General features: G+C 73.3%; 3 protein-coding genes. All 3 read right to left on the bottom strand.

Annotated elements, in window-relative coordinates; translation table 11 throughout:
- Window positions 1-374: RNA methyltransferase PUA domain-containing protein (locus tag GFJ45_RS15820; protein ID WP_194288733.1), on the bottom strand; the 374-nt coding region annotated here is incomplete at its 3' end.
- Entirely contained in the window at window positions 371-1,492 is a 1,122-nt protein-coding gene (gene dnaJ, locus GFJ45_RS15815; protein WP_153398995.1) for a molecular chaperone DnaJ, read from the bottom strand. The genes GFJ45_RS15820 and dnaJ, both read right to left, overlap by 4 nt.
- A 22-nt stretch (window positions 1,493-1,514) precedes the next feature.
- Window positions 1,515-2,549: a heat-inducible transcriptional repressor HrcA gene (hrcA, locus tag GFJ45_RS15810; RefSeq protein ID WP_153398992.1), complete on the bottom strand. Its 1,035-nt coding sequence runs from the start codon at window positions 2,547-2,549 to the stop codon at window positions 1,515-1,517.
- Window positions 2,550-2,754: the final 205 nt, after the last annotated feature.

Below are 2,754 nucleotides of genomic sequence, written 5' to 3'. Positions count from 1 at the left end.
CCGTCGGCCTGGTAGAGGGCCAGCATCTCCTGGCACACCCGGCCCTCGGGGATGACCGTCATCCGCACACCGGCCTCCACGGCCAGCAGGTCGCGGTCGCCCTTGGCCAGCGCCTGCACCAGCACCAGCCGAGGTTCCGGCGCCGGCCGCCACTCCACCCGGTCCACCTCCACGTCCAGCCGGCCGCGAGCGGCAGCGACGACCCGCCCGTGGACGAGGACACCGGAGCCGTCGGACAGCAGCACCGGCTCGTCGGCGGCCAGCCGGAGCACGTCGGCCGCGTGCCGTCCCTCCGGGCCGTCCAGAACCAGCTCGGCCCCGGCGGACGCCTCGTCCAGGTCACCGGGGCCGAGCAGGAACAGCGGGGCGCTCACCGGCCGGAGAAGGCTTCCCTGATCTTGCCGAAGATGCCGCCGTGGGCGGGAGTCATCCGGCCCTCGGGGCGGCCCTCGCCGCGGGACTCGGCGAGCCGGCGCAGCAGCTCCTGCTGCTCCTCGTCCAGCCGGGTGGGGACCTTGACGTCGAAGTGGACCACCATGTCACCACGGGTGCCCTGCCGCAGCCGGGTCACCCCGAGCCCGGCCAGGGTGTGGGTGTCCTGCGGCTGGGTGCCCGGTGGCACGTCCACCTCGGTCGGGCCGTCGAAGGTCTCCACCGTGATCGTGGCCCCGAGGGCGGCGGCCGTCATCGGCAGCTCGACCGAGCAGTGCAGGTCGTCGCCCCGGCGTTGGAAGGTCGGGTGCGGGGCGACCACCACCTCGACGTAGAGGTCGCCGGGGGCGCCACCGCCGGGGCCGACCTCGCCCTGGCCGCTGAGCTTGATCCGGTTGCCGGAGTCCACCCCGCCGGGGATCTTCAGGGTCAGGTCGCGGCGGGTCCGGACCCGGCCCTCGCCGGAGCAGTCGAAGCAGGGGTGCTCGATGATCTCACCGAATCCGTGGCAGGCACCGCACGGCCGGGAGGTCATCACCTGGCCCAGGAAGGAACGCTGCACCTGCTGGATCTCGCCCCGGCCACCACAGGTGGAGCAGGTCCGGGTGCCGGTGCCCGGCTGGGCGCCCTGCCCCTCGCAGGTGGTGCACAGCACGGCGGTGTCGACGGTGACGGTCTGCTCGCCGCCGAAGACGGCGGTGGCCAGCTCCACCTCCAGCCGCAGCAGCGCGTCCTGGCCGCGCTGGGTGCGCGAGCGGGGCCCGCGAGCACCGGCCGCGGTCCCTCCGAAGAAGGCGTCCATGATGTCGCTGAAGCTGAAGCCCTGGCCGAAGCCCTCGGTCGCGCCGCCGTAGGGGTCCTGCCCGCGGTCGTAGGCCGCCTTCTTGGTCGGGTCGGAGAGCACGTCGTAGGCCTGGCTGACCCGCTTGAACTCCGACTCCGCCTCGGGGCCGGGGTTCACGTCCGGGTGCAGCCGCCGGGCCTTGCGCCGGTAGGCGCGCTTGATCTCCTCGGCGGTGGCCTGGCGTGACACGCCGAGGTCCGCGTAGTAGTCGTTCACCGGTGTTCCTTCGTCAGGGTGGTCAGTTCTCGTCCAGGATCTGGGACACGTAGTGCGCGACGGCCCGCACCGTCGCCATCGCCAGTGGGTAGTCCATCCGGGTCGGGCCCACGACCCCGAGACCGCCGGCGGCACTGGGACCGTAGTTGGTCGTCACCACGGAGGCGCCACGCAGCCCCTCGTAGGGGTTCTCGGCGCCGATGCTCACCGCGACCGCGTCGTCGTTGCCGAGCGAGGCCATCTCACCCATCAACCGCAGCAGCACCACGTGTTCTTCCAACGCCTCCAGGACCGGCCCGATCGAGGCGGTGAAGTCGCCGCCGACGCGCGCCAGGTTGGCGGTGCCGGCCATGACCACCCGTTCCTCGGTCTGCTCCTGGGCCGCCTCGGTGAGTGCCGCGACGATCGCGCGCGCCACCTCCTGCTCCTCGGGGGGGACCTCGGCCAGCGCCTGCTCCAGCCGCGGCCCGACCTCGGCGAGGCGGTAGCCGGCCGCCTCCCGGTTGAGCAAGCCTCGCAGGTCGTGGACCAGCTGCTCACCGGCCAGCCCGTCCAGCCCACGCCCCGCGTCGACCACGCGCTGCTCGACGCGGCCGGTGTTCACGATGAGCACGACCATGACGCGGGGACCGCCGATCGGCACCAGCTCGATGTGGCGCACCGTCGAGCGGGAGAGCGAGGGGTACTGCATGACCGCGACCTGGTGGGTCAGCGAGGACAGCATCCGGACCGTCCGGCCGACCACGTCGTCCAGGTCCACGGCACCGTGAAGGAACCGCTGGATGGCCGCCCGCTCGGCCCGGCTGAGCGGTTTCACCTGGGAGAGCCGGTCGACGAACAGCCGGTAGCCGGCGTCGGTCGGGATCCGCCCCGCGCTGGTGTGCGGCGCCGCGACCAGGCCCTCTTCCTCCAGGACGGCCATGTCGTTACGGACCGTGGCCGCCGAGACGCCCAGGTTGTGCCGCTCCAGCAGCGACTTGGAGCCGACCGGCTCGGACGTGCGCACGTAGTCCTGCACGATGGCGCGTAGCACCTCGAGCCTGCGGTCGTCGCTCACCCGGTCACCTCCCGTCGCCTCGCAGCCTGGCACTCTTGCTCCTGGAGTGCCAATTCTACGCTTCCCGCGCGGCCTCCACACCGGCGCCGCCGGGCGACCTACGCTGGCGGGGTGGACGGCGGGCGACAGCAGGCACGGCAGCGACGGCAGGCACCGCGACCGGGGGCAGCCCGGAGCGAGGCGCCGCCGCAGCCGCGCGGCGGCC

The sequence above is a fragment of the Ornithinicoccus halotolerans genome, from assembly GCF_009602535.1.
Classification (GTDB): Bacteria; Actinomycetota; Actinomycetes; order Actinomycetales; family Dermatophilaceae; genus Ornithinicoccus; species Ornithinicoccus halotolerans.
Note: the sequence above shows the minus strand (reverse complement) of the source record. Positions and strands in the feature narration are given on the sequence as shown.